The 25,912-nt window shown below is 41.8% G+C and carries 23 protein-coding genes; all 23 read left to right on the forward strand.

Features of this window, described 5'->3' with window-relative positions:
- Positions 1 to 45 precede the first annotated feature (45 nt).
- The 23 genes from rpsO (at position 46) to B0I26_RS01940 (ending at position 25,728) form a co-directional block, all read left to right on the forward strand.
- Positions 46 to 315, forward strand: coding sequence for a 30S ribosomal protein S15 (gene rpsO / locus B0I26_RS01830; RefSeq protein ID WP_111643769.1), 270 nt, complete (start codon positions 46 to 48; stop codon positions 313 to 315).
- Between the two features lie 272 nt (positions 316 to 587).
- Positions 588 to 2,699: a polyribonucleotide nucleotidyltransferase gene (gene pnp, locus B0I26_RS01835; RefSeq protein WP_111643770.1), complete on the forward strand. Its 2,112-nt coding sequence runs from the start codon at positions 588 to 590 to the stop codon at positions 2,697 to 2,699.
- 161 nt (positions 2,700 to 2,860) lie between these two features.
- Entirely contained in the window at positions 2,861 to 3,784 is a 924-nt protein-coding gene (locus B0I26_RS01840; RefSeq protein ID WP_409991400.1) for a polysaccharide deacetylase family protein, read from the forward strand.
- Between the two features lie 13 nt (positions 3,785 to 3,797).
- Positions 3,798 to 5,039, forward strand: coding sequence for a M16 family metallopeptidase (locus B0I26_RS01845; RefSeq protein WP_111643772.1), 1,242 nt, complete (start codon positions 3,798 to 3,800; stop codon positions 5,037 to 5,039).
- A gap of 81 nt (positions 5,040 to 5,120) precedes the next feature.
- Positions 5,121 to 5,360, forward strand: coding sequence for a YlmC/YmxH family sporulation protein (locus B0I26_RS01850; RefSeq protein ID WP_111643773.1), 240 nt, complete (start codon positions 5,121 to 5,123; stop codon positions 5,358 to 5,360).
- 148 nt (positions 5,361 to 5,508) lie between these two features.
- Positions 5,509 to 6,405, forward strand: coding sequence for a dipicolinic acid synthetase subunit A (dpaA, locus tag B0I26_RS01855; protein ID WP_111643774.1), 897 nt, complete (start codon positions 5,509 to 5,511; stop codon positions 6,403 to 6,405).
- A 3-nt stretch (positions 6,406 to 6,408) separates the two neighbouring features.
- The gene (locus B0I26_RS01860) at positions 6,409 to 7,011 is read left to right on the forward strand and encodes a dipicolinate synthase subunit B (RefSeq protein ID WP_111643775.1); all 603 of its coding nucleotides are present in this window, start codon (positions 6,409 to 6,411) and stop codon (positions 7,009 to 7,011) included.
- Positions 7,012 to 7,145: 134 nt separating this feature from the next.
- Positions 7,146 to 8,195: an aspartate-semialdehyde dehydrogenase gene (gene asd / locus B0I26_RS01865; RefSeq protein ID WP_111643776.1), complete on the forward strand. Its 1,050-nt coding sequence runs from the start codon at positions 7,146 to 7,148 to the stop codon at positions 8,193 to 8,195.
- Between the two features lie 47 nt (positions 8,196 to 8,242).
- A complete protein-coding gene (gene dapG / locus B0I26_RS01870) occupies positions 8,243 to 9,490 on the forward strand; it encodes an aspartate kinase (RefSeq protein WP_111643777.1) in 1,248 nt (415 codons plus the stop codon).
- A gap of 12 nt (positions 9,491 to 9,502) precedes the next feature.
- Positions 9,503 to 10,375, forward strand: a complete 873-nt coding sequence (gene dapA, locus B0I26_RS01875) for a 4-hydroxy-tetrahydrodipicolinate synthase (RefSeq protein WP_111643778.1) — start codon at positions 9,503 to 9,505, stop codon at positions 10,373 to 10,375.
- A gap of 208 nt (positions 10,376 to 10,583) precedes the next feature.
- Positions 10,584 to 12,251 (forward strand): ribonuclease J, encoded by a 1,668-nt coding sequence (locus B0I26_RS01880; RefSeq protein ID WP_111643779.1) that lies wholly within the window; start codon positions 10,584 to 10,586, stop codon positions 12,249 to 12,251.
- Positions 12,252 to 12,385: 134 nt separating this feature from the next.
- The gene (locus tag B0I26_RS01885; RefSeq protein ID WP_409991401.1) at positions 12,386 to 13,105 is read left to right on the forward strand and encodes a ClpP family protease; all 720 of its coding nucleotides are present in this window, start codon (positions 12,386 to 12,388) and stop codon (positions 13,103 to 13,105) included.
- The gene (locus B0I26_RS01890) at positions 13,102 to 13,317 is read left to right on the forward strand and encodes a YlzJ-like family protein (RefSeq protein WP_111643781.1); all 216 of its coding nucleotides are present in this window, start codon (positions 13,102 to 13,104) and stop codon (positions 13,315 to 13,317) included. Before B0I26_RS01885 ends, B0I26_RS01890 begins: the two co-directional genes overlap by 4 nt.
- 227 nt (positions 13,318 to 13,544) lie before the next feature.
- On the forward strand, positions 13,545 to 15,848 hold the full coding sequence (locus B0I26_RS01895; protein ID WP_111643782.1) for a DNA translocase FtsK: 2,304 nt from the start codon (positions 13,545 to 13,547) through the stop codon (positions 15,846 to 15,848).
- A 220-nt stretch (positions 15,849 to 16,068) separates the two neighbouring features.
- Positions 16,069 to 16,794 carry a GntR family transcriptional regulator gene (locus tag B0I26_RS01900; RefSeq protein WP_111643783.1) on the forward strand — a complete coding sequence of 242 codons (726 nt, stop codon included), beginning with the start codon at positions 16,069 to 16,071 and terminating at the stop codon, positions 16,792 to 16,794.
- A gap of 103 nt (positions 16,795 to 16,897) precedes the next feature.
- Complete coding sequence (locus B0I26_RS01905) at positions 16,898 to 17,989, forward strand: BMP family lipoprotein (protein WP_111643784.1); 1,092 nt, start codon at positions 16,898 to 16,900, stop codon at positions 17,987 to 17,989.
- 206 nt (positions 17,990 to 18,195) lie between these two features.
- Positions 18,196 to 19,725: an ABC transporter ATP-binding protein gene (locus B0I26_RS01910; protein ID WP_111643785.1), complete on the forward strand. Its 1,530-nt coding sequence runs from the start codon at positions 18,196 to 18,198 to the stop codon at positions 19,723 to 19,725.
- Positions 19,722 to 20,768, forward strand: coding sequence for an ABC transporter permease (locus tag B0I26_RS01915; RefSeq protein WP_111643786.1), 1,047 nt, complete (start codon positions 19,722 to 19,724; stop codon positions 20,766 to 20,768). Before B0I26_RS01910 ends, B0I26_RS01915 begins: the two co-directional genes overlap by 4 nt.
- Entirely contained in the window at positions 20,769 to 21,728 is a 960-nt protein-coding gene (locus tag B0I26_RS01920) for an ABC transporter permease (RefSeq protein ID WP_111643787.1), read from the forward strand.
- Positions 21,729 to 21,983: 255 nt separating this feature from the next.
- Complete coding sequence (yfmF, locus tag B0I26_RS01925) at positions 21,984 to 23,261, forward strand: EF-P 5-aminopentanol modification-associated protein YfmF (RefSeq protein WP_111643788.1); 1,278 nt, start codon at positions 21,984 to 21,986, stop codon at positions 23,259 to 23,261.
- On the forward strand, positions 23,261 to 24,556 hold the full coding sequence (yfmH, locus tag B0I26_RS01930) for an EF-P 5-aminopentanol modification-associated protein YfmH (RefSeq protein WP_111643789.1): 1,296 nt from the start codon (positions 23,261 to 23,263) through the stop codon (positions 24,554 to 24,556). The genes yfmF and yfmH overlap by 1 nt, the downstream gene beginning before the upstream one ends.
- Before the next feature lie 131 nt (positions 24,557 to 24,687).
- A complete protein-coding gene (ymfI, locus tag B0I26_RS01935) occupies positions 24,688 to 25,404 on the forward strand; it encodes an elongation factor P 5-aminopentanone reductase (RefSeq protein WP_111643790.1) in 717 nt (238 codons plus the stop codon).
- A 72-nt stretch (positions 25,405 to 25,476) separates the two neighbouring features.
- Positions 25,477 to 25,728, forward strand: coding sequence for a DUF3243 domain-containing protein (locus B0I26_RS01940; RefSeq protein ID WP_111643791.1), 252 nt, complete (start codon positions 25,477 to 25,479; stop codon positions 25,726 to 25,728).
- Positions 25,729 to 25,912: the final 184 nt, after the last annotated feature.

Genomic DNA, 25,912 nt, shown 5'->3' on the forward strand with positions numbered 1-25,912 from the left:
CGCTTGCTCGGTAATTGGGGTTTCATAATGAGGAGGTGAAAAAGGATGGCACTTACACAAGAGCGTAAAAATGAGATTATTAACGCTTTTAAAATTCACGAAAATGACACTGGTTCTCCAGAAGTTCAAATTGCTATCCTTACAGAGCAAATTAACAACTTGAACGAACATTTACGTGTTCACAAGAAAGATCATCATTCACGTCGTGGATTATTGAAAATGGTTGGTAAGCGCCGTAACTTACTAACTTATTTGCGCAACAAAGATATTACACGCTATCGTGAACTAATTAACAAACTTGGATTACGTCGTTAATGTTAGTAGAAAAAGCGGGAGCATTCCCGCTTTTTTGCTAGTTTAAATAAAAAAACTTCTAGAAACTGCGATGCATTTATATACAATAATTATTGATATGTTCTTGTTGATTCGTTCATACTAGAAATAAGAAATGAAGGGAAGCCTCATCCGGTAACGATTGAGGAAATCTCTTCCACACTAGGCATCTCTAGTGTTTGTGATCTCGGAGATTTATGCATAACGAAATTTGCTTATTTTTCATTTGTACATAGAGAGGAGTACTCATTTATATGGAGCAAGAGAAACATGTCTTTTCCATAGATTGGGCAGGACGGACGCTCACCGCGGAAATTGGTCAATTGGCCAAACAAGCTAATGGCGCTGTCTTAGTCCGCTATGGTGATACGGTTGTTTTAAGTACAGCAACAGCATCGAAAGAAGCGAAAAGTGTCGATTTCTTCCCGTTAACGGTCAACTATGAGGAACGTTTATATGCGGTTGGCAAAATTCCAGGCGGCTTTATTAAACGTGAAGGTCGTCCGAGTGAAAAGGCCATTTTGGCGAGCCGTCTTATCGACCGTCCGATTCGTCCGTTATTTGCTGAAGGATTTCGCAATGAAGTGCAAATTGTGTCAATGGTCATGAGCGTCGATCAAGACTGTTCTCCAGAAATGGCAGCGATGTTTGGCTCATCATTGGCGTTAACGATTTCTGATATCCCGTTTGAAGGACCGATTGCCGGCGTAACCGTTGGACGTGTTGACGGGCAATTTGTGATCAATCCGTCAGTTGAGCAAATGGAGAAAAGCGATATCCATCTTGTCGTTGCGGGCACAAAAGACGCGATTAACATGGTTGAAGCCGGTGCGGACGAGGTGCCGGAAGAAGTAATGCTTGAAGCGATTATGTTTGGACATGAGGAAATTAAACGGTTGATTGCGTTCCAAGAGGAAATTGCAGCGAAAGTCGGAAAAGAAAAGATGGAGGTTGTGCTTTACGAACTTGACCCAGAGCTGGAGGCGGAAATTCGCCAAATGGCTGAAGCCGACATTAAACGTGCGGTTCAAGTTCCTGAAAAACTGGCTCGTGAGGCAGCGATTGAAGAAGTAAAAGCAGGTGTTGTGGCAAAATACGAAGAGCAGGAAGCAGATGAAGAAACGCTTAAACAAGTGAATGAGATACTACATAAATTAGTGAAAGAAGAAGTTCGCCGTCTTATTACAGAAGAAAAAGTGCGTCCAGACGGGCGAAAAATTGATGAAATTCGTCCGTTATCCTCTGAAGTCGGTTTATTGCCGCGCACACATGGTTCAGGTTTGTTTACGCGCGGGCAAACGCAGGCGCTCAGCGTTTGTACGTTAGGAGCCCTCGGCGATGTCCAAATTTTGGACGGGCTTGGTATCGAAGAAACAAAACGCTTTATGCATCATTATAACTTCCCGCCATTTTCCGTCGGTGAAACAGGCGCCATGCGCGGACCTGGACGTCGGGAAATTGGACATGGTGCGCTTGGTGAGCGGGCATTAGAGCCGGTGATTCCATCCGAGAAGGAATTTCCTTATACGATTCGCCTCGTTTCTGAAGTGCTGGAATCGAACGGCTCGACTTCGCAAGCAAGTATTTGCGCAAGCACATTAGCGATGATGGATGCAGGTGTTCCGATAAAAGCACCGGTCGCGGGAATTGCAATGGGGCTTATCAAAAACGGTGAACATTATACCATTCTTACGGATATTCAAGGAATGGAAGACCATCTTGGCGATATGGACTTTAAAGTAGCTGGTACGGCAAAAGGTGTAACTGCATTGCAAATGGATATTAAAATTAAAGGCTTATCGCGCGAAATTCTTGAAGAGGCTTTACAGCAGGCGAAAAAAGGCCGCATGGAAATCCTTGAGCATATGATGCAAACGATTAGCGAACCGCGCAAAGAGCTTTCCAAATATGCTCCGAAAATTTTAACAATGCAGATCAATCCAGATAAAATTCGCGAAGTCATCGGGCCAAGCGGCAAACAAATTAACAAAATTATCGAAGAAACCGGCGTCAAAATTGATATCGAACAAGATGGTACGATTTTCATTTCTTCTGTCAATGAAGAGATGAACCGCAAAGCGAAAAAGATCATTGAAGACATTGTTCGCGAAGTTGAAGTAGGACAAATTTACCTTGGAAAAGTAAAACGCATTGAAAAGTTTGGGGCATTCGTCGAATTATTTAACGGAAAAGACGGTCTTGTCCATATTTCTGAATTAGCTGAAGAACGAATTGGCAAAGTAGAAGACGTTGTGGCGGTTGGAGACGAAATTTTAGTAAAAGTGATGGAAATCGATAAACAAGGCCGAGTCAATCTTTCCCGTAAAGCCGTATTGCGTGAGCAAAAAGAAAATCAAAAATCGTAACTTTGAGGAGCCTTGGGATTTCCCATGGCTTCTTTATCGTTGACGAAAAGAAAATAATGCGCTCCTTTCGTTCTACCTTGTCCTTCCTTTACATATTTCTAGTAAAGAGGGGGGGACATTGTGTGAACATAAAATATATTCGTCCTTTTTCATTCGTCATCATGTTATTGTTTATATTTATCATCCTGCAAAATCCTTGGATCGATCAATACGTTCATCATTTGCGGAATGCGAGTGTAGAAACAGCCAAACAAAAAGATAAGCTTTATCTGGAAATTGAAGAAAAAGCAAAGCAATATGAAATCCCTGCTCAAGATGCGAAACTTGATAAAGTTTGGAAAGCGATTCCTGGATATAACGGTTTAAAAGTGGATATAGCTGTTTCTTATAAAAACATGAAAAAATTAGGAACATTTAACGAGCAGATGCTTATGTATAAACAAATACCTCCAAAAGTTCATTTATCTGATTTGCCGCCTGAGGCGATTTACCGCGGTCATCCAGACAAGCCGATGGTTGCTTTTTTAATTAATGTGGCTTGGGGAAATGAGCATATTCCGAAAATGCTTGCCACATTAAAAAAACATGATATAAAGGCAACATTTTTCTTAGAGGGACGTTGGGTAAAAAACAACCCGGATATGGCAAAAATGATTGTTGATGCCGGTCATGAAGTCGGCAATCATTCATACAGCCATCCAGATTTAAAAACGATGAGCAACAAAGCAATTCATGAGCAGTTGATCAAGACGAATGAAGTCATTGAAGCAACAACAGGGGTGAAATGTAAATGGTTTGCTCCGCCGAGCGGCAGTTATCGCGATGATGTCGTAAAAATTGCTCATGAGCTGCAAATGGGAACGATTATGTGGAGCGTTGATACAATTGATTGGCAAAAACCATCGCCATCTGTTATAGTTGAACGAGTACTGTCTAAAATTCATCCAGGTGCGATGGTGTTAATGCACCCAACTGCGTCTACTGCACAAGCACTTGATTCGCTTATTGTCTTAATAAAAAAGAAAGAATACGAAATTTCTAATGTGTCAACATTATTAGACGAAGAAAGAATTGTGAGAAAATAGGAGGAACGCGGCATTGATTAAAAAGTATACGTGTCAAAATGGAGTAAGAATTGTTCTTGAACAGATTCCAACAATGCGTTCAGTTGCCATCGGTGTATGGATCGGAACGGGGTCACGCGATGAGAACGAGCAAAATAATGGAATTTCTCATTTTTTAGAGCATATGTTTTTTAAAGGAACAAAAACACGCAGTGCCCGGGACATTGCTGAGGCGTTTGACAGCATCGGCGGACAAGTGAACGCTTTTACTTCGAAAGAGTATACATGCTACTATGCAAAAGTATTAGATGATCACGCCGGTTTCGCCTTGGAAATATTGGCGGATATGTTCTTTAACTCGACATTTGTTGAAGAAGAATTAAAGAAAGAGAAAAATGTTGTATTAGAAGAAATTAAAATGTACGAAGATACTCCTGACGATATTGTTCATGATTTATTAAGTAAAGCCTGTTATGCGAACCATTCGCTTGGCTATCCAATTTTAGGGACGGAGCAAACATTAAATACATTTACAGGCGATACACTGCGTGAATATATGGCGGAAAATTATACGCCGGATAAAGTAGTCATTTCTGTTGCCGGAAATGTAGATGAAAGCTTTATTGATGAAATCGAAAAATATTTCGGTTCGTTCGAAGCAAAACAAAAGACCCGCGAGATGATTGCACCCGTTTTTCAACCGCAAAAGCTGGCGCGGAAAAAAGAAACAGAGCAAGCACATTTATGTATCGGATTTAATGGCTTACCTGTAGGTCATGATGATATTTATAGCTTAATTATTTTAAATAATATATTGGGCGGAAGTATGAGCAGCCGTTTATTCCAAGAAGTGCGTGAACAACGGGGGCTTGCATACTCTGTATTCTCTTATCATTCCTCCTATCAGGATGGAGGATTGTTAACGATTTATGGCGGTACGGGTAGTAATCAATTAGATGTACTTTTTGAAACGATCTATGAAACAATACAAAAGCTCAAGGATGAAGGAATTACATCGAAAGAACTGCAAAATAGTAAAGAACAGATGAAAGGAAGCTTAATGCTCAGCCTTGAAAGCACAAACAGCCGCATGAGCCGCAATGGAAAAAACGAACTTTTATTAGGCCGTCACCGTTCGCTCGACGAAGTAATTGAATGCATTAATCATGTCACCGAAGATAGTGTCAATAAGCTGGCAAAACAAATTTTCAGCGAAGATTTTGCAGTAGCGCTTATCAGTCCGTCTGGCGAACTTCCAAAAGCGCTTCAACATTAACAAAAAATGCCTGCAAGTTTTTACTTGCAGGCATTTTTTGTTCTATTGTCTCTTACAATGATAGAAAGGAGGGCTGCCATAATGAGGTTAAGCGAGCTGAGCGGCAAGGAGATTGTGGATGTGAAGCGTGCAGAACGATTAGGGGTTTTAGGACAGACGGATTTGGAAATAAACGAGCAAACGGGGCAAATTCAAGCATTACTTATTCCAACGTCAAAATGGTTTGGTTTTCGCAAGGAAGGAAATGAAATTCGTGTTCCTTGGAAATACATTAAAAAGATTGGGACCGATATGATTATTATTGATTTTCCTGAAGACTAAAAGGATATGTACAAAACTGCTTGGGAGCACTCAAGCAGTTTTTTTATTTTCTATTACATTCACCTATTTCTTTTGTTTTTCATAAGATGTGAAGAAAATGAAGCTCTTTAGGCAAAAATCTAGTTTCAAATAAGAAGGTGAGCCAAAAATGCTGACGGGAATGCACGTTGCTATAATAGGCGGAGATGCCAGACAGTTGGAAGTCATTCGCAAGTTGACAGAGCTTGATGCCAAGTTGTCTTTAATCGGCTTTGATCAATTAGATCACGGGTTTACAGGTGCGGCAAAAGTTCAAATCGATGAGGTCGATTTTTCCGAGTTAGATGCGATTATTTTACCGGTTCCCGGTACAAATCTTGAAGGGCAAGTTGACACCGTTTTTTCCAATGAAAAAGTGTTTTTAACAGAAGAGATGCTGTTAAAAACACCGAAGCATTGCACGATTTACTCCGGAATCAGCAACAGCTATCTTGAGAAGTTAATGAAAGCTGCAAACCGGAAACATGTGCAGCTATTTGAGCGCGATGATGTAGCGATTTATAATTCGATTCCAACCGTTGAAGGAACGCTCATGATCGTGATTCAGCATACCGATTTTACGATTCACGGCTCTCGTGTCGCTGTTTTAGGTTTAGGGAGAGTTGGAATGAGCGTAGCGCGTGCGTTTGCCGCTTTAGGAGCGAACGTAAAAGTGGGAGCCCGGCGCTCGGAGCATATTGCACGCATAACCGAAATGGGATTATATCCTTTTCATCTTAATGACTTAGAAAAAGAAGCAGCAGACATCGATATATGTATTAATACGATTCCGCACATGGTTGTTACGGCCAGTGTGATTTCGAAGATGCCGGCTCACACATTAATCGTTGATCTTGCTTCCAAACCAGGAGGCACTGATTTTCGCTATGCGGAAAAAAGAGGCGTTAAAGCGTTGCTCGCTCCCGGATTGCCGGGAATTGTGGCGCCGAAAACAGCGGGGCAAATTGTTGCCAATGTGTTAGCACAGTTGCTTTCAGCAGATTTAAAAAAGCGAAAGGAGACATGATGGATGAGTTTACAAGGAAAGCGAATCGGCTTTGGCTTGACAGGATCTCATTGCACATATGATGAAGTAATGCCGGAAATTGAAAAATTAGTGAAAGAAGGGGCGGAAGTTTTACCGATCGTTACGCATACAGTAAAAACGACAAATACCCGTTTTGGAGACGGAGAAGATTGGGTAAAAAAATTAGAAGAAATAACAGGAAATAAAGTGATTGATACGATTGTTAAGGCAGAGCCGCTCGGACCAAAAATTCCGCTTGACTGCATGGTTATCGCACCGCTTACAGGGAATTCAATGAGCAAATTGGCAAATGCAATGACCGACTCACCGGTGTTAATGGCAGCAAAGGCAACGATGCGCGGTCATCGGCCAGTCGTTGTCGGCATTTCCACGAATGACGCACTTGGTTTAAATGGCGTCAATTTAATGCGTCTCATGGCCGCAAAAAACATTTATTTCATTCCTTTCGGTCAAGATGCACCGCAAACAAAGCCGAATTCGATGGTAGCGAAAATGTCACTTTTACGGGATACGATTATCACAGCGCTTGAAGGCAGACAGCTGCAGCCTGTTATTATCGAAAAATTCCGTGACAGCGGGAATTAATAAATAAGCATTGGAGAGAAAATTTATGCAATGAGTAAAATTTTTCTCCCCATTATAGATGGATGTGCTAAAATAAATGTTATTAAAAAAGCTATGAATATGATATTGATCTTAGAGCGGAAGGAGAAATCGTCATGGAACAAAAAGGATTGCATGTTGCGGTTGTCGGAGCAACAGGTGCTGTTGGTCAACAAATGATTCAAACATTAGAAAACAGAAATTTCCCAATTGCCAAATTAACGTTGTTATCGTCTGAGCGCTCAGCTGGGAAAAAAGTCGTTTTTAAAGGAGAAGAATTTGAAGTACAAGTAGCAAAGCCGGAAAGTTTTGAAGGCGTAGATATCGCTCTTTTCAGCGCTGGAGGCTCTGTTTCAAAAGAATTAGCTCCGGAAGCAGTCAAACGGGGGGCTGTCGTTGTCGATAATACGAGCGCTTTCCGCATGGATGAAAATGTACCGCTTGTCGTACCAGAAGTAAATGAAGAAGATCTAAAATGGCATAACGGGATTATCGCCAATCCAAACTGCTCAACGATTCAAATGGTCGTAGCGCTTGAACCGATTCGCAAGGCATTCGGCTTGAAAAAAGTGATTGTTTCCACCTATCAAGCTGTATCCGGTGCGGGAGCACAAGCGATTGAAGAGCTTAAATCTCAAGCAAAAGCCGTTCTTGAAGGTAAAGAGTTTACTCCGGAAATTTTACCGGTTAAATCCGATAAAAAACATTATCAAATTGCGTTTAATGCGATTCCGCAAATTGATAAATTTCAAGAGAACGGTTTTACGTTTGAAGAAATGAAAATGATTAACGAAACAAAGAAAATCATGCACATGCCAGAGTTGGAAGTAGCGGCAACGTGCGTACGCATTCCAGTGATCACAGGGCATTCTGAGTCCGTATATATCGAAATCGAAAAAGCAGGTGTAGCAATAGAAGATGTGAAAAGCGTATTGAAAGATGCACCGGGAGTTGTCTTGCAGGATGAGCCGGCCGAACAGATCTATCCAATGCCAGCGGACTGCGTTGGCAAAAATGACGTATTTGTCGGCCGAATTCGAAAAGATTTAGACCGTGACAATGGATTCCATTTATGGATTGTATCTGATAACTTATTAAAAGGAGCGGCATGGAATTCTGTACAAATTGCCGAAAGTTTGCTTAAATTAGGTCTTGTGAAGGCGTAAAACCAAAAAGCATCAAGGTTTCTGCAAATATTAATTGGGGTGTTACAATGAAAATCATTGTTCAAAAGTTCGGCGGTACATCGGTCCGTGATGAGCACGGACGAGAATTAGCGCGCAAGCACATTATGCGGGCGCTGGATGAAGGTTATAAAGTCGTTGTTGTTGTTTCTGCGATGGGCAGAAAAGGAGAACCGTATGCAACAGATACGCTTTTAAGCCTAATTGGAGGCAGTCACTCTCATGTTAGCAAGCGTGAGCAAGATATGCTTATGGCTTGCGGTGAAATTATTTCAAGCGTTGTTTTCAGCAATATGCTGAACATGCATGGAATTAAAGCAACGGCATTAACGGGAGCGCAAGCCGGCTTTCGTACGAATGCCGATCATACAAATGCAAAAATTATCGAAATGCGCTGCGACCGTTTGTTAAAGATGTTAAAGGAATATGAAGTGGTTGTGGTTGCCGGCTTTCAAGGAGCAACAAAAGATGGGGATGTTACAACGATTGGCCGCGGTGGCAGCGATACATCAGCAGCTGCGCTCGGCGCAGCATTAGGTGCTGAATGGATCGATATTTTTACCGATGTGGAAGGAGTTATGACGGCGGATCCGCGCATTGTCGAAAATGCGCGCCCGCTTGATGTCGTGACGTATACAGAAATTTGTAATATGGCGTATCAAGGGGCAAAAGTGATTCATCCGCGCGCTGTCGAAATCGCGATGCAGGCAAAAGTTCCGATTCGCATAAGGTCGACGTATTCCGATGCCCCGGGAACGCTCGTCACCTCCCTTGTAAAAGGGAATAAAGGAAGTGATGTAAAGGAGCGTCTAGTAACAGGAATTGCCCATGTGTCCAATATTACGCAAATTAAAGTGTATGCAAAAGAAGGACACTATGAATTGCAGTCCGAAGTGTTTAAAGCGATGGCCAAAGAAGGAATTAGTGTAGACTTTATTAATATCTCTCCAAACGGTGTTGTATATACGGTTGCGGGAGAGATGACGGAGCGCGCTGTTGCGGCATTGCGGAACATCGGCTACGAGCCTGTTGTAACAAAAGGGTGCGCGAAAGTGTCTACTGTCGGTGCGGGAATTGCCGGAGTTCCCGGGGTTACAGCTAAAATCGTAACCGCTCTTTCAGAACAAGGCATTCAAATTTTGCAGTCGGCTGACAGCCATACAACGATTTGGGTGCTTGTCAAAGAAGAAGATTTAAAGAAAGCTGTGAATGCATTGCACGAAGCTTTTCATCTCTCCGAAGAACCGCAAGATGTAGAGAAATATGAATACGAATGAGGAGTGAAAGCGTTGATTCAATTCGGTAAAGTCGTCACAGCGATGGTGACGCCGTTTGATAGCAAAGGAAATATCGATTTTGCCAAAACAACGCAACTTGTCAATTACTTAATCGACAACGGGACGGATTCTCTCGTTGTCGCAGGGACGACAGGGGAATCCCCAACATTAACGACGGAGGAAAAAATGGCGTTATTCCGCCATGTTGTTTCTGTTGTCGATGGCAGAGTTCCGGTCATTGCTGGAACAGGGAGCAACAATACGCATGCTTCCATCGATTTAACAAAAAGGGCAGAGGAAGCGGGCGTTGATGCGGTTATGCTTGTAGCTCCTTACTATAATAAGCCGAATCAGGAGGGGCTTTACCAGCATTTTAAGGCGATCGCCGAAAGTACCTCTCTTCCGGTTATGCTGTACAATATTCCGGGACGTTCAGTTGTAAATATCGCTGTTGATACGATTATCCGCCTGTCAAAAATTCCGAATGTTGTTGCTGTAAAAGATGCAAGCGGCAATTTAGATGCGATGACAGAAATTATTGCTAATACAGATGAAGATTTTATGTTATACAGCGGTGATGACGGTTTAACACTTCCGGTGCTGGCCATTGGCGGAGATGGAATTGTGTCGGTTGCATCACACATTATTGGCAATGAAATGCAAGAAATGATTGCCGCATTTGAAAACGGCGATCGCGTGAAGGCAGCGAAGCTTCATCAAAAGCTCTTGCCAATCATGAAAGGCTTGTTTGCAGCACCAAGCCCAGCGCCTGTAAAAACAGCATTGCAAATGAAAGGGCTGGACGTCGGTTCTGTACGTTTGCCGCTTGTGCCTTTGACAGAGCAGGAGCGAGTGCAGCTTGCTAATCTTTTAAATACTTTATAAATTTGATCTTGCGAAGGGTCAGATTTCCTCGAATGATGACAATGATGGAACAGAGTTTTTATTGTCGCCCGAGGGAGCTGACCCTTTGTTTTTTGTGACATGACTGAATGTATGCTCAACAAATTATCTTGTGTTCCAAATCTTGCATCAGTTATAATAAACTCAAGTGACTTTGAGCGGGTTAGTATCTTCATAGGAGGACGTAGCATTGAGTACAAAACATGCAGAAAAAATAAGAGTGTTTTCCCTTGGGGGAGTTGGGGAAATCGGAAAAAACATGTATGTCGTTGAGATTGATGACGACATTTTTGTCATTGATGCAGGAATTATGTTTCCGGAAGGTGAAATGTTAGGAATTGATATGGTTATTCCTGACATTTCTTATCTTGTGGAGCGTCAAGAGCGAATTAAAGGTATATTTCTTACGCACGGTCATGAAGAGCATATCGGAGCGATTGCTTATGTTTTGCGGAAAATCAATGTTCCGGTCTATGCAACGAAGTTAACGCTTGCATTAGTCGAAGAAAAGTTAAAAGAGCATGGCGTTACAGTACGTGCACAGTTAAATGAAGTTCATTCCGATTCTGTAGTGACTTTTGAGAAAGTAAAAATGACGTTTTTCCGAACGATTCACAGCATTCCTGATTCAATCGGGATCAGCATTCACACGTCACAAGGAGCGATTGTTTATACGGGCGATTTTAAATTTGACCAAACGCCATACGGTATAAACCGGGTCGATTTAGGGAAAATGGCACAAATCGGCGATCAAGGCGTATTATGTTTACTTTCAGACAGTACGAATGCAGAAAAACCAGGATATACCGGATCAGATGCCATTGTTGCTCAAGAGATTGCCGATGTTGTTTATGATGCCCCCGGCAGGGTGATTGTCGCTTGCTATGCGTCAAATATTACAAGAATCCAACAAGTATTAAATGCGGCAAAAAAACATAAACGGAAAGTTGCCATTGCCGGGCGCAGCATGCATAAAGTAATGGATATTGCCCTTCGGCTTGGTTATCTGCAAATACCTGACAAGCTTGTCATACCGATTAACGATATTCATCAATATGAGGATAAAGAGCTCGTTATATTGACAACAGGCGGCCATGGAGAACCGATGGGAGTATTGGCTCGCATGGCGAAGCAGGCGCATAAACAAGTCAATATTAAGGAAGGCGATACGGTCATTATTGCTGCTTCGCCGATGCCAGGAAATGAGCTCACTGTTTCCCGAACCATCGACGCCTTGTATCGTGCCGGTGCGAATGTCATTTACAGACAACGAAACGTGCATGTTTCCGGACATGGAAGTCAAGAAGAATTAAAATTAATGCTCAATTTAATGAAACCGAAATATTTTATCCCTGTTCATGGCGAATACCGTATGCAAAAAGCGCATGCAAAGCTGGCAAAAGCGGTTGGAATTGCTGAGGACCAAACGTTTTTAATTGATAAGGGAGATGTCATCGAGTTTCGCAATGGTCAGGCGCGTTACGGCGGAAAAGTGCCATGCGGCAATATTCTTATCGACGGGTTGGGAATCGGTGACGTTGGAAATATTGTATTACGCGATCGCCGTCTGCTTTCGCAAGACGGGATTTTAATCGTTGTAGTTACACTTAGTAAAGAAGCAAAGAAGATTATTGCTGGACCGGAAATTATTTCTCGTGGTTTTGTCTATGTAAGGGGATCAGAGACTCTTCTTGATGAAGCAACCAAGATTGTTACGGATATCGTCAACAAATGCATGCAAGACTACATCATTGAATGGTCGTCGCTCAAGTCAAATATTCGTGAGGCGTTAAACCAATATTTATTTGAAAAGACAAAGCGTAAACCGATGATTTTGCCAATCATTATGGAAATTTAATGCAATCATGCTCAAAGTCTAATGAAAATGCCGATTGAACAGTTTGTTTCAATCGGCATTTTTATTTTACAGCTAGAACATACTAAGCTATATCATGAAGAGAAAGGAGCATATAAATGAACGACAAGGGGTACATGACTTCCGATTCGGAAGAAAAAGAAGAAAAACAAGAAGAAAATGTGACGACAGCTATACAACAATTAGGACAAACAAATATTCCACAAATGGCGCAAGATTCAAATATTCATTGCTTAACCATTGTTGGCCAAATTGAAGGACATATTCAGCTGCCTCCACAGAACAAGACGACAAAATACGAACACGTTATTCCGCAAATTGTGGCAATCGAACAAAATCCAAATATCGAGGGGCTGCTTGTTTTGTTGAATACGGTCGGTGGAGATGTGGAAGCGGGGTTGGCGATTGCGGAAATGCTTGCCTCTTTATCCAAACCAACCGTTTCCGTTGTGCTAGGCGGCGGGCATTCTATCGGTGTACCGATTGCTGTTTCTTGTGATTATTCATTTATTGTGGAGACGGCGACAATGACCATTCACCCGATTCGTTTAACAGGTCTTGTCATTGGAGTACCGCAAACATTTGAGTATTTAGATAAAATGCAGGAACGGGTTGTCAGATTTGTGACGAAACATTCAAATATTAGCGAGGAAAAGTTTAAGGAATTGATGTTTTCCAAAGGGAATTTAACGCGCGATATCGGTACAAATGTAGTTGGCTTAGATGCTGTGAAGTATGGGCTAATCGATGAAGTCGGCGGTGTATCGCAGGCGATGAAAAAGCTGCAGGAGCTAATCGAATTTAAAAAAGGAAAAGAAGGAAAGATGCTGCAATGATTCTATATACGACGATGCCGCAAGAGCTTATATTTCAAACGGCTTCTGCCGAGTATGCAAAACAACAGCTTGTTTATTATGACAGCATCCCATTGTTAGTGCGGGAAACGGAAACAAAAGAGTATGAAATAGTCCGCAATTTAAGCACGAATCCGCAACATTTTTTACAAGCAAAATATTCACCTGGAATGAGAATCTTGCCACCACGATAACATCGTAATAAACTCCTGTATTCTTGTTATTTGTGATATAATAAAATCACCCCATAAGTGTCTGACCTCACGCGTGTTTCACAATTATCGTTCATTTGTCCAACATGATGTCCTATGTATTGTGTTGTGGGGTCTGACCTTGGGATTTTGAGACAGCCTCTTATAGGGTCTGACACTTTGCTGCTGGGTCAGGCTCTATTTCAAGTTTTATGTTGGAGTGACAAACAATGGCAAAACGTAAACGACGACAACGAAAAAGCAAGGAGCAGTGGAAGGCAGCGTTTCGCTTAGAGTTAACAGGGCTTGCTATGTTAGCTGTTTCCGTGATTGCCATGGCGCATCTCGGATTAGTAGGAAAAACGTTTGTCTTTTTCATGCGTTTTTTTATGGGAGAATGGTACATACTTGCCTTAATCGGCTTATTCGTTTTATCACTTTATTTAATTTGGAAGAGGACGTGGCCTTCTTTTGCACATCGCTCGTTAATCGGCATATATATTGTTGTCATGGCAATGTTATTATTAAGCCATCAAACGTTATTTGAGCTTCTGTCGCGGCAAGGAAAATTTGCCGATCCAAGCATTGTGCGAACGACATGGGAGCTGTTTTGGCTGGAAGTGCGCGGCGAATCTTCTTTTGCTGATTTAGGCGGCGGCATCATCGGTGCTGTTCTTTTTTCGGCAAGCTATTATTTATTTGATGAGCTTGGAACAAAGTGGATTTCCTTTTTGCTCATTATTGTCGGCGTCGCATTCATCACCGGAAAATCGCTGCATGAAACCGTTGGAAAAGCGATTGGCTTTCTTTTATCGTTTGTTCAAAGACAATGGAAGGAATTTGTTTCAGATGTAAAACAAATGTTTATAACCCGAAACAAATATAAGTCGAAAAAAGCGAAAAGAGCGCGTGAAAATGAGGGTTCTACAGAACAAGAAATCGTTCAGAATGAAACGACAATGGATGCAGAGGAGCACGAGGAGTCTCATGCTCCTCCAATCATTTCTGATTTTAGTACGCATGTTGGAGAAAAGGTTGAAGCGATATCGACGGAAAAGGAAGATAATGAAGAATCTAACACACCAATGACATTTTCAGAGATGGAAAATGTGGATTACCAATTGCCGCCGCTTGATTTGTTAAATATGCCAAAACCCGCAAATCAATCAAAGGATCACGAAAACATTTATGCCAATGCCAGAAAGCTGGAAAAAACGTTTCAAAGCTTTGGGGTAAAAGCAAAGGTAACTCAAGTCCACCTCGGTCCGGCAGTAACAAAATATGAGGTATATCCGGATGCAGGGGTGAAGGTGAGCAAAATTGTCAGCTTAAGCGATGATTTAGCATTAGCGCTGGCTGCAAAAGATATTCGCATTGAAGCACCGATTCCCGGAAAATCAGCAATTGGCATTGAGGTGCCGAATGAAGAAATCGCCATGGTATCATTGCGGGAAGTACTGGAAGCAAAAGAAAATAATAAGCCGGATGCAAAATTATTAATTGGATTAGGCAGGGACATTTCCGGACAAGCGGTGCTTGCAGAGTTAAATAAAATGCCGCATCTGTTAGTAGCAGGTGCGACAGGAAGCGGAAAAAGCGTATGTATCAATGCGATTATTACAAGCCTCTTAATGCGTACTAAGCCGCATGAAGTGAAAATGATGATGATTGATCCAAAAATGGTGGAGCTAAGCGTATATAACGGAATTCCGCATTTGCTTGCCCCTGTAGTGACGGATCCGAAAAAAGCATCGCAGGCGTTAAAGAAAGTCGTCAGCGAAATGGAGCGGAGATATGAGTTGTTTTCGCATACAGGGACGAGAAACATTGAAGGATATAATGAATATGTGAAACGTTATAATCAAGAATCGGATGTCAAACAGCCGCTCCTTCCATACATCGTTGTTATTGTGGACGAGTTGGCGGACTTAATGATGGTCGCTTCATCAGATGTCGAGGATTCGATTACACGTCTAGCACAAATGGCTCGTGCGGCAGGGATTCATTTAATTATTGCCACGCAAAGACCGTCTGTCGATGTCATTACCGGTGTCATTAAAGCAAACATTCCATCGCGGATCGCCTTTAGCGTATCGTCACAAACCGACTCACGGACGATTTTAGATATGGGAGGGGCGGAGAAACTGCTCGGCCGCGGCGATATGCTATTTTTACCAGTCGGAGCTTCCAAGCCGATTCGTGTGCAAGGTGCATTCGTATCGGACAAAGAAGTAGAAGCAGTTGTTAATTTTGTCATTTCACAGCAAAAGGCGCAGTATCATGAAGAGATGATCCCGACAGAGTCCGATGAAGAGACGGCTGACTTTGATGATGAATTATATGACGAAGCCGTTCAGCTTGTTATTGAAATGCAAAGCGCTTCCGTTTCGATGCTGCAGCGCCGTTTTCGCATCGGGTATAACCGGGCTGCGCGTTTGATTGATGCGATGGAAGCCCGAGGCGTTGTCGGCCCTTATGAAGGAAGTAAACCGCGCGCTGTGTTAATCCCAAAAGAAAATGCAAAAAGTTCATAAAAGAGGCAGAATGTCTGTCTCTTTTTTTTATATATTAGAAATAGAGATTGTGCCATACTATTAAAACCGCTTACATTCATTTTATTTTCTACTTTTTTCGACAAAATGTCGATTTACTATTTATTTATGACAAAAAAAGTGTTATAGTAATTTCGATTAGACTAAATTGTCTAACGTCAGAGGTCTGATATCTTGAAAATATCGTTATGGAGGCTTCACAATGTCCATTAAGTCAGACAATCGCCATTTATATTTACAAGTTATTGACCGGCTTAAACATGATATCGAGACAGGGGTTTACAAAGAAAAAGAAAAGTTACCTTCCGAGTTTGAGCTTTCAAAACAATTGGGCGTCAGCCGGGCGACATTGCAGGAAGCTCTTCGTGTTTTAGAAGAAGAAAACGTTATCATTCGCCGTCATGGTGTCGGAACGTTCGTTAATTCACGACCAATGTTTACTTCCGGCATTGAACAATTGAGCAGTGTAACCGATATGATCAAACAAGCAGGACGCAAACCGGGAACGATTTTTCTTTCCTCTTCCATTCAAGGTCCAACGGAGGAAGATGTACGGCGCTTCCGCTGCTCAAAAGATGAGGAAATTCTTTTAGTCGAGAGGGTACGGACGGCAGACGGTGAGCCGGTTGTCTACTGTGTGGACAAAATCCCATGTAAATATTTGCCTCAAGGAATTTCCTATGAGAATGAGTCGTTGTTTGAAAATCTCCATCAGCAAGCGAACAGAGACATTGCGTATGCGGTCGCCCATATCGAACCGCTCGGCTATCACGAAAAAGTGTCACCGATTTTAGAATGTGAGCCGGAAACAGCCTTGTTAGTCCTGAAACAAATGCACTACGATTATAATGACGAGCCGATTTTATACTCCATTAACTACTTTAAGTCTGATAAATTTAGCTTTCATGTCTTACGAAAGCGCGTATAAAAAATGAGAGTTTTTTAAGGGGGGTGACATTCTGTTACATAGAAAGCAGCGTCTAACAAAATAATAATAAAGTCTATCTATAAAAAACTAGGGGGTAAACAGGATGAAGAAAAAACGTTTTGGCGTAGCTCTTTCAATTATGTTAGCTGCCGGTGCCCTTTTAGGCGGCTGCGGACAAAAAGATGAGAACAACGCTGGCGGAGGCAAGGATACTTTCAGCGTCGCGATGGTTACTGACGTCGGCGGTATTGACGACAAATCTTTCAATCAATCTGCATGGGAAGGTTTGCAAAAATTTGGTGAAGAAAATGGCTTGAAAAAAGGAAAAGGCGGCTATGATTACTTACAATCTCAAAGTGACGCCGATTATGCAACAAACTTAAACAAGCTTGTAAGAAGCGACTTTGACTTAATTTACGGTATTGGTTTCTTAATGACTGACGCGATTACAAAAATTGCTGAACAAAAACCGGACAATAAATTCGCGATTGTCGACAGCGTAGTTGAAAAGCCAAATGTAGCAAGCATTACGTTCAAAGAGCATGAAGGTTCTTTCCTTGTTGGTGTTGTTGCTGGTTTAACAACCAAAACAAATAAAATCGGTTTTGTTGGCGGTATGGAAATTCCGTTAATTGAGAAATTTGAAAGCGGATTCCGTGCCGGTGTGAAAGCGGTAAATCCAAAGGCAACAGTTGAAGTTCAATATGCAGGTGCGTTTGACCAAGCAGATAAAGGAAAAGCAATCGCATCAAGCATGTACGCTTCCGGCATTGACGTCATTTACCATGCAGCAGGTGCTACTGGTAACGGTGTATTCTCCGAAGCAAAAGACTTAAAAACAAAAGATCCAAACCGTGAACTTTGGGTAATTGGTGTTGACAAAGACCAAGCTCCAGAAGGTGTTGTAAAAGCGGGCGGAAAAGAATACAACGTGACATTAACATCAATGGTTAAGCGCGTTGATGTAGCGGTTTACGACGTTGCGAAGAAAACAAAAGAAGGTCAATTCCCTGGCGGTAAAGTAATTGAGTATGGTCTTCCAGAAAATGGTGTAGGTATTGCTCCTACTCAAGACAATATTAAACCAGATGTATTAAAAGCGGTTGACGAATGGAAAGAAAAAATCGTCAAAGGTGAAGTGAAAGTACCAAAAACTCGCGATGAATACAAAGCGTTCGAAGCAACATTAAAATAATGAAAGCCAACTGAGGCTGTCTCATAGGGTCTGACCTCACGTGCGTTTAACAATATATAGCTCATTTTATATATTGTGTTGTGGGGTCTGACCCTTGGCTTTTGAGACCAGTCTCGCCATGAAAACCATTAAATGAAAAGTTACAAAATACTTTGTAGCTTTTCATTTAATGATTTTAACATTCTCATGCAAGGAGTGAATGGTGCTTGGAATATGTAATTGAGATGTTGAATATTCGCAAAGTATTCGGCAATTTCGTAGCGAACGATAATATTACACTTCAATTGAAAAAAGGGGAAATTCATGCCCTTCTTGGAGAAAACGGTGCCGGTAAATCGACGTTGATGAACGTCTTATTCGGACTTTACCAACCGGACGGCGGCGAAATTCGCGTTAAGGGACAAACAGTAAAAATCTCCAATCCGAATGTCGCTAACGATCTTGGTATCGGTATGGTGCATCAACATTTTATGCTTGTTGACACGTTCACGGTCACCGAGAACATCATATTAGGAAGCGAGCCGACAAAGGGAGGAAAAATTGATATTAAACGTGCAGAACGAGAAGTACGTGAATTATCAGAACGCTATGGATTAGCGGTGGATCCGACGGCAAAAATTGCTGATATCTCTGTCGGCATGCAGCAGCGCGTCGAAATTTTAAAAACGTTATATCGCGGTGCAGACATTTTAATTTTTGACGAACCAACAGCGGTATTAACACCCCAAGAAATTCAAGAGTTGATTCAAATTATGAAAGCGCTCGTAAGAGAAGGAAAATCGATTATTTTAATCACTCATAAGTTAAAAGAAATTATGGAAGTGTGTGACCGCGTTACCGTTATTCGCCGGGGGAAAGGAATCGGTACGCTCAATGTGGCGGATACAAATCCGAATGAACTTGCGGCATTGATGGTTGGTCGTGAAGTACATTTCAAGACAGATAAAAAACCGGCGCAACCTGGTAAAGAAGTGCTCGACATTAAAGATTTAGTTGTCAAAGATGCCCGCGGTGTAACCGTTGTTGACCATTTGAACTTAACGGTTCGCGCTGGTGAAATCGTCGGCATTGCTGGTGTGGACGGAAACGGTCAATCCGAATTAATTGAAGCGATTACCGGTTTAATAAAAGCGGAATCCGGCTCCATTAAATTAAATGGAAAAGAAATTCTTAACTTGCCGCCGCGGAAAATTACAGAAGCAGGCGTTGGCCATATCCCGCAAGACCGTCATAAACATGGCTTAGTACTTGATTTTCCAATCGGTGAAAATATGGTATTGCAAACCTATTATAAAGAGCCATATTCGAAAAACGGTATTTTAAACTTTAAAAATATTTATGATAAAGCCCGTCAGTTAATTAAAGAATTTGACGTGCGTACACCGGACGAATACACAAAAGCGCGTGCTCTTTCCGGCGGTAACCAACAAAAAGCGATTATCGGCCGCGAAGTCGATCGCAATCCGGATCTCTTGATCGCAGCACAACCGACGCGCGGTCTTGACGTTGGTGCGATTGAGTTTATTCATAAGCGTCTCATTGAACAACGCGATCAAGGAAAAGCAGTGCTGCTCGTTTCGTTTGAATTAGATGAAATTATGAATGTAAGTGACCGAATCGCCGTCATTTATGAAGGAAAAATTGTTGCCATTGTGGATCCGAAAGAAACAACAGAGCAAGAGCTTGGCTTATTGATGGCAGGAAGTAAACGTAAGGAAGCAGGTGTTTCTTCATGAATTCAGGTCGTTTAACGAATTTTCTTATTCCGCTGTTAGCGGTTTTGCTTGGTGTGATTGCAGGTTCAATTGTGATGGTTATAAGCGGTTATGACCCGATTGCCGGGTATTCCGCTCTTTTATACGGGGCGTTTGGTGACAGTTATTATATCGGAGAAACGATTCGCCAAATGACACCATACATTCTTTCTGGTTTAGCCGTCGCGTTTGCCTTCCGTACCGGTCTTTTTAATATCGGTGTAGAAGGACAATTAATTGTCGGCTGGCTTGCTGCTGTATGGGTCGGTGTTGCATTTGAACTTCCAAAATTTATCCATTTGCCGCTCGCGATTTTAGCAGCTGCTTTAGCAGGAGCGTTATGGGCGCTCATTCCAGGTTTTTTAAAAGCGCGTTTTAAAGTTCATGAAGTAATTGTCACGATTATGATGAACTACATTGCTTTGCATGTAACAAACGCGATTATTCGCTTTGTTTTATCAGATAAAAGCTATAAATCAGAAGAAATTCATGAATCAGCATCTTTGCGCTCAGAGTTTTTACAATCGATTACAGACTATTCGACACTTCACTATGGAATCATTATTGCGCTTATTGCTGCGGTTATTATGTGGTTTTTGCTTGAGAAAACGACAAAAGGATATGAGTTGCGCGCGGTCGGTTTTAACCAGCATGCTTCTCACTATGCCGGCATGAACGTAAGCAACAACATCGTGCTGGCGATGGTCATTTCCGGAGCGTTTGCCGGAGTAGCGGGCGCGATGGAAGGGCTTGGTACATTTGCCAACATTTCTGTGAAAGCTGGGTTTACAGGTGTTGGTTTCGATGGTATCGCCGTTGCTTTACTTGGTGGAAACAATGCATTTGGCATCATTTTATCAGCGCTTCTGTTTGGCGCCTTAAAAGTCGGTGCGCTTGAAATGCCGTCAAGTGCCGGGGTTCCAACAGAACTTGTTGATATTGTTATCGCATTGATTATTTTCTTCGTAGCATCAAGCTATCTCATTCGTTTGTTATTAACTCGGGTAAAAAAGGAGGGAAAATAAGTGGGCGTTTTTGAGATTTTACAAATTATCATCCCTTCAGCGATTTTCTTTGCAGCGCCACTTATTTTCACTGCTCTTGGCGGTGTATTCAGCGAGCGCTCCGGCGTTGTTAACATTGGTTTGGAAGGTTTAATGGTTATCGGTGCGTTCACTGGTGTTGTGTTTAACTTAACGTTTGCCGATCAATTCGGAGAGTTAACACCTTGGCTGGCATTACTGGCTGCAATGATTATTGGAGCACTTTTTTCACTGCTTCATGCGGTCGCGTCGATCTCGTTCCGCGCGGATCAAGTAGTCAGCGGTGTGGCCATTAACTTTTTAGCAATCGGTTTATCTCTCTTTTTAGTAAAGAAAATATATGGTAAAGGACAAACAGATCAAATTCAAGTTGGATTTGATAAAATTGATATCCCGGTATTAAGCGATATTCCAATTATCGGACCGTTGCTTTTTGAAAATGGCTATATTCCGTCTTATATTGCTATCGCTTTAGCATTTGTTGTATGGTATATCATCTTTAAAACACCATTCGGGCTTCGTCTTCGCTCTGTCGGGGAACATCCGATGGCAGCTGATACAATGGGAATTAATGTTGCGATAATGCGTTACATTGCCGTTATGATTAGCGGCGCGTTAGCCGGCATTGGCGGAGCGGTATACGCGACGATTATTTCCCGCGACTTTAGCCATGCGACGATTTCCGGTCATGGTTTTATGGCGCTGGCAGCAATGATTTTCGGAAAATGGCATCCACTAGGGGCAATGGGAGCAGCGTTATTCTTTGGATTTGCCCAAAGTTTAAGCATCGTTGGTCAAACGATTCCGTTCTTAAAAGAAGTGCCAACCGTGTATTTGCTGATTGCCCCATACGTATTAACGATTTTAGCGTTAACAGGTTTTATTGGCCGTGCCGATGCACCAAAAGCGCTAGGTACTCCGTATATAAAAGGAAAACGATAAAAACGCTATGCAAACAAGAACTCGGTTGGCAAAACCGGGTTCTTTTTTATCGTTTTCGCTCTGCTAATAACCATTACTGTGAACGTATTAACTTCAATTTGGTTATAAATGAAATGATTTCAGTTTCTAAAAAATTTTCCAGCTCTTATTTGCATTTTCCTTTTCCAAAAAGGTATATTTGTTGTAAGACTAAAATGGCTAGAAGGGTAAACAATAAGGACAACTGCGATTGTTTATAACAAGGAGGAGGTTCTTTTGCTAAAAGAAAAAATAACCGTTGTTAACGGCTTAAACGTGCATACGATCCAAACAGATAAATATAAAACAAATACGCTTGTGTTTAAAATGAAAGCTCCGCTTACAAAAGAGACCGTTACACAGCGGGCGCTTTTGCCATACGTCCTGCAAAGCGGAACGAGAACACATCCAAACGCTACAGCCTTGCGCAGCTATTTAGATGAACTATATGGTGCGACATTAAATGTTGACTTAGCAAAAAAAGGGGAACAGCATATTATAACGATTCGAGTTGACATTGCAAATGAAAAATTTTTAAAAGATTCAACCCCTCTATTGAACAAAGCGGTCCAATTGCTCAGCGGCATCATTCTTCAGCCCGCTCTTGAAAACGGTGAATTTGTTGCGAAAATCGTTGAGCAAGAAAAACGTTCTTTAAAGCAGCGCATTAAATCCGGTTATGATGATAAAATGCATTATGCCAACTTGCGTCTTGTTGAAGAAATGTGCAAAGGGGAGCCGTATGCGCTCCACGTTAATGGGGAGCTGGAAGCTGTCGAAGCAATGACAACGAAAAATTTGTACGACTATTATCAAAAAGCATTGCAGGAAGATGAAATAGATTTGTATATCATCGGTGATATGGATGAGACAGAAGTGCTTAATTTGGTGAAGTCCCACTTTCAATTTGAAAATCGTGCCGTATCCCATAGAAAGTTGCCAATGACGAAAAAAACGATTACAAATGTGAATGAAGTCATTGAAAAACAGGATGTCAAACAAGGGAAATTAAATATCGGCTACCGTACAAACATCACATATGAAGATGAGCAATATTACGCTTTGCAGGTGTTTAACGGCATTTTCGGCGGCTTTTCTCATTCCAAACTGTTTATTAACGTGCGTGAAAAGGCAAGCCTTGCCTACTATGCAGCTTCCCGTCTGGAAAGCCATAAAGGATTATTAATGGTCATGTCGGGAATTGAGCCGAGCAATTATGAAAAAGCAGTCAATATCATTAAAGAACAAATGGAAGCAATGAAAAAAGGCGCATTTACCGATGAGGAAATAGCGCAAACGAAAGCGGTGATTCGCAATCAACTTCTCGAAACGCTCGATACGCCAAGGGGGCTTGTTGAAGTGTTATATCATAACGTCGTCTCCGAAAGAAAACGACCGATTGATGAATGGATTGCCGCAATCGAGAAAGTGACTCGTGAAGAAATTATCGAGGTTGCTAATAAAATCGAGCTTGATACGATTTATTTCCTCACAGGAATGGAGGGGGAAAAATAATGGAAAAACTTTTTTATGAGCAGCTGCAAGAGGAATTGTATTACGAAAAAATGCCGAACGGTTTAGATGTATATATATTGCCGAAAAAAGGATTTAACAAGACGTATGCGACGTTTACAACGAAATACGGCTCCATCGATAATCAATTCGTGCCGCTTGGACAGACGGAAATGAAACGAGTGCCGGATGGAATTGCCCACTTTTTAGAGCATAAGCTGTTTGAAAAAGAAGACGGTGATGTATTTCAGCAGTTCAGCAAACAAGGTGCCTCAGCGAATGCCTTTACGTCATTTACGAGAACGGCTTATTTGTTTTCAAGCACAGCCAATGTTGAAAAAAACTTGGAAACGCTTATCGACTTTGTCCAAAGCCCGTATTTTACAGACAAGACAGTCGAAAAAGAAAAAGGCATTATTGGTCAGGAAATCCGCATGTATGATGACAACCCGGATTGGCGCCTTTACTTCGGCACGATTCAAAGTATGTACAAAAACCATCCTGTAAGAATTGATATTGCCGGAACCGTTGAGTCGATTGCAGAAATTACGAAAGAACTGCTGTATGAATGCTATGAAACGTTTTATCATCCGAGCAACATGCTATTATTTGTCGTTGGTCCTGTCGATCAAGAAAAAATGATGCAACAAATCCGCGATAATCAAGCGCGCAAATCGTTTAAGCCTGCTGCGGAAATAAAGCGTTTTGTTTATAGCGAACCAGAAGAGGTCGCCCAAGCGAAGCAAGTGATTCCGATGAATGTACAAACGCCGAAATGTCTTGTCGGTATTAAAGCGAAAAACGTTGGTCAGATTGGTAAAGATAAATTAAAGCATGAACTGGCGATGAATGTGTTATTGGATTATTTATTTGGAAAAAGTTCACCGCATTATGAGCGGCTATACAGCGATGGCTTAATTGATGAGACATTTTCATACGATTATACGGAAGAAGCCCAGTTTGGTTTTGCGATTGTCGGCGGTGACACGGCTGAACCGGATCGTTTAGCCGATGAACTAAAGAAAATTATGTTGACATTCCGCGAGCATTCGCTTCATGAGCAAGATCTAACACGGGTCAAAAAGAAAAAAATCGGTGCATTTTTGCGCTCTCTCAATTCTCCTGAATACATCGCCAACCAATTTACGCGTTACGCCTTTAATCAAATGAGTTTGTTTGATGTTGTTTCTGTATTGGAATCGCTCACGTGCCAAGACATTGAACAAGCAGCAAACGAATGCTTTAACGAATCGCAATTGGTTGTTTGTCAAGTTGTTCCAAAAAACGCAAGGGAATAAAGAGAAATCAAGACTGGCTCATAAGTGTCTGATCTCACGTGCAATCCATCCTATATAGTGTTCTTATCCGGCTATATAGGATGGGGTGAGATCTGTGCTTACGGGTCAGTCTCTTTTAGGAGGAAAAGTTCATGAAGTATGCGCTTATTACGGGTGCCAGCGGCGATATTGGTCTCAGCATTGCCAAACAACTTGCTGCTGATGGGTACGGTCTTTTTTTGCATTATCATCAAAACCGGCATTCACTTGAACAATTTGTTTCCAATACCCCAATAAAAGAAGCGTATCTCATTCAAGCGGATCTTTCAGAAAAAAATGGAGTCGAAACACTTCTCACCCAACTTCAGCAGCCCGTTGATGTCATTGTTCATAATTGCGGTAATAGCTATTACGGTCTTATAACGGACATGAGCGATGAATTGGTCACAAAAATGGTTCAGCTTCATGTGACAAGCCCGTTTTTGCTGACGAAAAAACTGCTGCCGCATATGATCTCGCAAAAAAGCGGCAATATTGTTGTTATTTCATCGATATGGGGATTAACAGGAGCATCGTGTGAAGTGTTATATTCGATGGTAAAGGGAGGACAAAATACGTTTGTAAAAGCTTTAGCCAAGGAGCTTGCTCCGAGCGGAATCCGCGTGAATGCGGTTGCTCCGGGAGCCATCCATACAAAGATGTTGGGCCAGTTTAATGAAGAGGAGCTGACGCAGCTTGCCGAGGAAATACCGATGGGGAGAATAGGTACGCCGGATGAAGTGGCAAAAGCTGTTTCGTTTTTAATTTCGAATCATGCCTCGTATATTACAGGGCAAGTTTTATCTGTCAACGGCGGATGGTATTGTTAAGAAAATGAATCGAATAATTTCGCAAAAGGTTGGCAAACTATCCTTGAATCGAATATCAAGGAGGTAGAGGCAATGTCTGTTTTAGATAATTTCAACCAATGGAAGAGCTTTTTAAGCGAACGGTTAGAGCAGGCGCAGCAACAAGGAATGAACGGCGAAGTGATTTCCGATATGGCTTACCAAATCGGTGACTATTTAGCGAAACAAGTCGATCCAAAAAACCCTGAAGAACGTGTGCTTGCTGACCTTTGGAACGCCGCGGATGAGCAGGAACAGTACGCAATCGCTAATGCGATGGTTAAATTAGTGCAAAGCCAGAAATAAAGAGACTGATCCATAAGTGTCTGGCCTCACGTGCATTTCACAATATATAGTCTTATGTTATGTCTTATATATTGTGTTGTGGGGTCTGACACTTTACTTTTGGGTCAGCCTCTTTCGTTGTGTATGATCATTTTTCCTTGTTTCCTTCTAATCCCCTTTTCTGTTGCATTGAAATTCGCTATTA

Source organism: Paranoxybacillus vitaminiphilus, assembly GCF_003259935.1.
GTDB classification, from domain to species: domain Bacteria; phylum Bacillota; class Bacilli; order Bacillales; family Anoxybacillaceae; genus Paranoxybacillus; species Paranoxybacillus vitaminiphilus.